We start from the raw sequence: 5,409 nt of genomic DNA on the forward strand, positions 1-5,409 counted from the left end.
GCCGTCCCGCGTCGACGATCAGTTGAGGAGCGTGTTGTCCTCGGCGACCTTGGTGTCGAACGATGGGCTCGGATCCTGGCCGTTCGGCAGGGTTCCGCTCTTGACCGGATCGGCCGGGGTGTCCGCCTTGGCGGTGCTGCCCTTCAACGACAACAGAGCGACCGCAGCCGCGCCGGCCGCAGCGAGACCACCCGCGATCGCGGCGACGCCCCAGGCACCGGTCTTGGCCGGGCGCTTGGCTGCCGACTTGGCCGAAGTCTTGCGCGGAGCCTTCGTGGCCACCTTGCTCTTGGGCCGGCTGATCGCGCGCGGGGTCACCGACTTGGCGGCTTCGACCACCGCATCCTCTGCCTTGACGGCCGTGCGCTTGACGCGAACGGTCGCCGCTTTCACCGCGGTTTCGGCCTTGGCGACCGTCGACTTCGCAGCGGCGCGCCTGGTCGGCGTCTTCGCAGCATCGGTCTTGCGCGGGCCGCGACGGCGCGGAGTCGCGGGCGTGTCGGTGCCGGTTGCGGGGCCGGTGGTCGGCGTGTCAGTCGTATCGGCCATGGCGGCGCTCCTAGATAATTGCGCACCCGTAACGCCCCGAAAACGATTCGGGTCCCGATTAGCGGAACGGCGGCTCGTCGAAAGCACGCAACTTGCGGCTGTGGAGCTTCGGTCCTTCACGACGCAGCTGCTCGCAGGTTTCGATGCCGATGCGCAGATGCTCGCTGATCGCGCGCTCGTAGAACAGGTTGGCCTGGCCGGGCAGCTTCAGCTCGCCGTGCATCGGCTTGTCCGACACGCACAGCAGCGTCCCGTACGGCACGCGGAAGCGATAGCCCTGTGCCGCGATCGTTGCCGACTCCATGTCGATCGCCACCGCGCGGCTTTGCGAGAAGCGCAGCGCCGACTGCGAGTAGCGCAGCTCCCAGTTGCGGTCGTCGGTGGTGACGATGGTACCGGTGCGCAGCCGCCGCTTCAGCTCCTCGCCCGACTGGCCCGAAACCGTCTCGGCGGCGCGCGCCATCGCCACCTGCACCTCGGCGATCGCCGGGATCGGGATCTCGGGCGGCAGCACGTCGTCGAGGACATGGTCGTCACGCAGATAGGCATGGGCGAGCACATAGTCGCCGATCCGCTGCGACGGTCTGAGGCCGCCGCAATGGCCGATCATCAGCCACGCCTCCGGGCGGATGACCGCCAGGTGGTCGCAAATCGTCTTGGCGTTGGATGGCCCGACGCCGATATTGACCAGCGTGATACCGGTGCGGTCGTCGGCCATCAGGTGATAGGCGGGCATCTGGTGCCGCCGCCAGGCGCTGTCGCTGACGACGCGGTCGGGATCGTCGCCGGCCTTCATCATCACTCCGCCCGCGCCAGAGACACCAGTAAAGCGGCTGCCCCCGTTTGCACCTGGGCCAAGCTGCCCCACCGCCCAGCGGACGAACTCGTCGACATAGCGGTGATAGTTGGTGAACAGCACGAAGCGCTGGGTATGCTCGGCGGGGGTGCCGGTATAATGCCGCAGCCGCGCAAGGCTGAAGTCGGTGCGGAGGGCGTCGAACAAGGCGAGCGGCCGTACCGCCTCGGCGTTCGCCCAGACGCCATCGGCGATCTCGTCACCAATATGTGCGAGCTCGGTGGCGGGGAAATGCCGCGCCAGCTCCGCCGCCGACACCTCGTCGAGGCTGAGAACCTGGCCGGCGTCGAGCACGTAGGGAAACGGGATCTCCTGCCGGCCTGGCACCGCGGCGACATCGACATCGTAATCCTCGATCAGCAGCGTCAATTGCTCGGTCAGGTAATCAGCGAACAATGCCGGTTTGGTGACGCTGATCCGGTATTCGCCCGGCGTCGACAGCCGCCCGAACGAGCGTAGCGGCGCAGGTCGATCCTCGCCGGTTCGATAGGTCAGGCGGATCTCTGGATAGGCGAAGCTGCCGTCGTGGCGGGCGGCGGGATCGGGGCGGCTGCCATCGGCGACATAGCCGATCAGCGCCTCGCGCAGCCGTTGGACGGACGCGGTGTAGAGCCGGTCAAGCTCGGCGACGATGGCCGCCGCGGAAGGGGGAGATGTCATCCGGCAGTGTTAAGCGGGCGCTATGACGGTGACAAGACGCCCTCCCGCGACGACCGCGGGAGGGCGGAACGCTCAAATCTGGTCGAGCAGATACTCGGCCGAGCTGACCCGATACTCGCCGGGACCCTCGACGTTCAGCTGCTTCACGACGCCGTCCTCGATCAGCATCGCGTAACGCTGGCTGCGCGTGCCCATGCCGAACTTGCTGCTGTCGGCGGTCAGGCCGATCGCGGCGGCGAACTCGCCATTGCCGTCGGCCAGCATCGTGACCTCGCCGGCGTCGTTGGCCTTCGACCAGGCGCTGAGGACAAAGGCGTCGTTGACCGAGGTGCAGGCGATCTCGTCGACACCCTTGGCCTTCAATTCGTCGGCCTTGTCGATGAAGCTCGGCAGGTGCTTGGCCGAGCAGGTCGGCGTGAACGCTCCGGGCACGGCGAACAACGCCACGGTCTTGCCGGCGAAGTAATCCCCGGTGCTCACCTTGTCGGGGCCGTCCGCCGTGACCTTGACGAGGTCCGCCTGGGGCAGCTTGTCGCCAATGCTGATCGTCATCGCTTGATCTCCTTTCCGCCCCGATGGCGGTCGGCAGCCATGTCGCGGGTGGGAGAGGCGTTTTCAAGCGTGGACGCGTCCCCGGTCGCGACTATGTTGCCGCCATGTCCGACCCCAAATTCCTGACCGGCCAGTTCCTGCTGGCGATGCCCGGCATGACCGATCCGCGCTTTACCCAGGCGGTGATCGCGATGTGCGCGCATGACGAGAAGGGCGCGCTGGGCATCGGCCTGGGCGCGACGATCGGCGGGCTGGGCTTCCACGACCTGCTCGACGGCTTCGAGATCGAGCATGGCGTCGCCCCCGATGCGCCAATCCACTTCGGCGGCCCGGTCGAGCCGCGGCGCGGCTTCGTCGTCCACTCGCGCGATTGGGGAGGCGAGGACAGCGTCGATGTCGCCGGCCGCTGGTCGCTGTCGGGTACGCTCGACGTGCTGCGCGCGATCGCGGAGGGGCGCGGGCCGACGCGCTGGGTCGCGGCTTTGGGCTATGCCGGCTGGGGCGAGGGCCAGCTCGACGGCGAGCTGACGCGGCCGGGCTGGTTCAACGTCGCCGGCGACGAGGCACTGCTGTTCGACGTGGCCGCAAGCGAGCGCTGGGCGCAGGGCTTCGCGGGTGCGGGGATCGATCCGCGGTTGCTCGTGGCGGCTACCGGGACCGCGTAAGAGCCGTCATGCGGGGCCTGTCCCGGCATCCAGAGCCACGGTCGGCGCGCTGCTTGGCTCTGGACCCCGGGACAAGCCCTGGGTGACGCTGCTGCAGGACATAAAGATATCTTTATATTTGATCCGCCGCCCGCGAGCCGGTAAGGCCGCGCGCATCCGGCACGGGCGCAGGGTCCGCCGATCATGAAGATTTCAGGAGAACCGATCGTGGCCACCGCGCTCGCTACCGAACACCACGACTATGTCGTCAAGGACATCAGCCTCGCCGAGTTCGGCCGCAAGGAGATCAAGATCGCCGAGACCGAGATGCCCGGCCTGATGAGCCTGCGCGAGGAGTTCGGTGCCGGCCAGCCGCTCAAGGGCGCGCGGATCACCGGTTCGCTGCACATGACCATCCAGACCGCGGTGCTGATCGAGACGCTGACCGCGCTCGGGGCGGACGTGCGCTGGGCGACCTGCAACATCTTCTCGACCCAGGACCACGCCGCCGCCGCCATCGCCGCGACCGGCGTGCCGGTGTTCGCGATCAAGGGCGAGAGCCTGGCCGATTACTGGGACTATGTCGGCGACATCTTCGACTGGGATGCCGGCAATGGCGAGACCGCCAACATCATCCTCGACGACGGCGGCGACGCCACCATGTTCGCGCTCTGGGGTGCCAAGCTGGAAGCGGATGCCTCGTTCGGCGAGCCCGAGAATGACGAGGAGGTCGAGTTCCAGCGCTCGGTCAAGGCGTTCATCGCCAAGAAGCCCGGCTATCTGACCGACACCGTCAAGAACCTGAAGGGCGTCAGCGAGGAGACCACCACCGGCGTCCACCGCCTGTACGAGATCGCCAAGAAGGGCGAGCTGCCGTTCCCGGCGATCAACGTCAACGATAGCGTCACCAAGTCGAAGTTCGACAATCTCTACGGCTGCAAGGAGTCGCTGGTCGATGCGATCCGCCGCGCGACCGACGTGATGCTGGCGGGCAAGGTCGCCTGCGTCGCTGGCTTTGGCGATGTCGGCAAGGGCTCGGCCCAGTCGCTCCGCAACGGCGGCGCGCGCGTGATGGTGACCGAGGTCGACCCGATCTGCGCGCTGCAGGCGGCGATGGAGGGGTTCGAGGTGGTGACGATGGAGGAGGCGGTGACCCGCGCCGACATCTTCTGCACCGCGACCGGCAATGCCGACGTCATCACCGCCGAGCATATGGCGGCGATGAAGCCGATGAGCATCGTCTGCAACATCGGCCATTTCGACAGCGAGATCCAGATCGCGGCCCTGTCCAACTACGACTGGAACGAGGTCAAGCCCGGCACCGACCTGGTGACCTTCCCCGACGGCAAGCAGATCATCGTCCTCGCCAAGGGCCGTCTGGTCAACCTGGGCTGCGCGACCGGGCACCCCTCGTTCGTGATGTCGGCGAGCTTCACCAATCAGACGCTGGCGCAGATCGAGCTGTGGACCAAGGCCGAGGATTACCAGAACCAGGTCTATGTTTTGCCCAAGCACCTCGACGAGAAGGTCGCGGCACTGCACCTCGACAAGCTGGGCGTGAAGCTGTCCAAGCTGTCGCCCAAGCAGGCCGGCTATATCGGCGTGTCGGTCGAGGGGCCGTTCAAGCCCGACCACTACCGCTACTGAGCGCGGCACCTGCGCGACGATAGGGGCTCGGCAATGCCGGGCCCCTTTTGCATGAGCGCTGCGGCTGGCCTAGGGATGCGTGGGTGAGGGACGGGGCCGCGACGACATGGTGACGCTGGGAGCCGGAGCCGCGGTGGTGATCGGGGCGGTGCTGCTGCTGCTGATCGGCGGCGGCGCGGTTCTGCTGTTCCAGGGGTTGCGGCTGCGCGGCGAGGCGGCGGCGGCGGTCGCCGACAATGCCCGGCTGGAGGCGATGCTGCGCGTCGCACCGGCGATCGCGATGGTCGTGCGCGCCGATGGCCGCGTGCAGATGCCGGCGCGCATGGCCGACTGGTTCGGCCTGGCCACATCGCCGCGCTTCGTCGCCGATCTGGCGGGGGAGAAGGACGGGTTGACCGCAACGGATGCCGCTGCGCTCGCAGCCGACATCAACGCCGCGCAGCGCGCCGGGCGCGGCTTCGTCCGGGCGGTGCGGCCGCAGGGCTCGACCCGCGCGATCAC

Annotated in this window: 5 protein-coding genes and 1 pseudogene; 3 read left to right on the forward strand and 3 right to left on the reverse strand. The window is 67.8% G+C overall.

The window, feature by feature from the left end; all coding sequences use genetic code 11:
- Positions 1-18 precede the first annotated feature (18 nt).
- The 3 genes from HUU96_RS10500 to HUU96_RS10510 form a co-directional block, all read right to left on the reverse strand.
- Complete coding sequence (locus HUU96_RS10500; protein WP_174292755.1) at positions 19-549, reverse strand: hypothetical protein; 531 nt, start codon at positions 547-549, stop codon at positions 19-21.
- Positions 550-607: 58 nt separating this feature from the next.
- Positions 608-2,065: an AMP nucleosidase gene (locus tag HUU96_RS10505; RefSeq protein ID WP_174292756.1), complete on the reverse strand. Its 1,458-nt coding sequence runs from the start codon at positions 2,063-2,065 to the stop codon at positions 608-610.
- A gap of 72 nt (positions 2,066-2,137) precedes the next feature.
- Positions 2,138-2,617 (reverse strand): peroxiredoxin, encoded by a 480-nt coding sequence (locus tag HUU96_RS10510; protein ID WP_174292757.1) that lies wholly within the window; start codon positions 2,615-2,617, stop codon positions 2,138-2,140.
- A gap of 104 nt (positions 2,618-2,721) precedes the next feature.
- Between HUU96_RS10510 and HUU96_RS10515 the strand changes: the two genes are divergently transcribed.
- The 3 genes and pseudogenes from HUU96_RS10515 to HUU96_RS10525 all read left to right on the forward strand — a co-directional run.
- Complete coding sequence (locus HUU96_RS10515) at positions 2,722-3,282, forward strand: YqgE/AlgH family protein (RefSeq protein WP_174292758.1); 561 nt, start codon at positions 2,722-2,724, stop codon at positions 3,280-3,282.
- 183 nt (positions 3,283-3,465) lie between these two features.
- The gene (ahcY, locus tag HUU96_RS10520) at positions 3,466-4,908 is read left to right on the forward strand and encodes an adenosylhomocysteinase (protein WP_174292759.1); all 1,443 of its coding nucleotides are present in this window, start codon (positions 3,466-3,468) and stop codon (positions 4,906-4,908) included.
- 79 nt (positions 4,909-4,987) lie between these two features.
- Positions 4,988-5,409 (forward strand): annotated as a pseudogene (locus tag HUU96_RS10525) (histidine kinase); the annotation flags it as partial.

The organism is Sphingomonas bacterium (assembly GCF_903644135.1).
Taxonomy (GTDB): domain Bacteria; phylum Pseudomonadota; class Alphaproteobacteria; order Sphingomonadales; family Sphingomonadaceae; genus Sphingomonas.